1 protein-coding gene is annotated in these 480 nt (G+C 35.2%); it reads right to left on the bottom strand.

Annotation, left to right across the window (positions count from 1 at the left end; genetic code table 11):
• Positions 1–279 precede the first annotated feature (279 nt).
• Positions 280–480 (bottom strand): hypothetical protein (locus AC3DE3_RS17230; RefSeq protein WP_488370842.1); only part of this gene is annotated, 201 nt, incomplete at its 5' end.

Raw genomic sequence — 480 nt, 5'->3', positions numbered from 1 at the left:
GATTACTTAACTTACAACCACTAGTAATCTCACCTTCACGGTAAGATGAATAATCAAAAATATCAATAATTGGTGTTAAAAGGAAAATGATAAAAGCAACACAAATAAACAACTGAGCTTTCAGTGAAGAAGGCATTTCCATGAGAACCTCCGTGTTAAAACTACTATTTTTATTAGTCGATGTCAAACACCACTTCGAGATAGGAGGGTTTTAATTGTCTTGAGGGCGATTTTTATATCAAGCCAGAATGAACTCCTAGGGTTCCCCTAGGAGAACAATTATTTCCATATTTGGGGCAACTCATCAGAACACGCCTTGAATGAACCTTCTAAAACTAAGTCTTTATGATCGCGCATAATATATGGCAAATTTCTGATACTAGCTCCAGGGTAAATACCCACAATTTTTCCATCCTTATCAGCAATAGTAATTATTTTAATTTTTTTTGTATCGACCCCAGCATCTCTAAGTCCATAATC

This window comes from Dietzia sp. IBK-p2-16D, from assembly GCF_057773085.1.
This window is presented reverse-complemented; position numbering and strand designations above follow the sequence as displayed.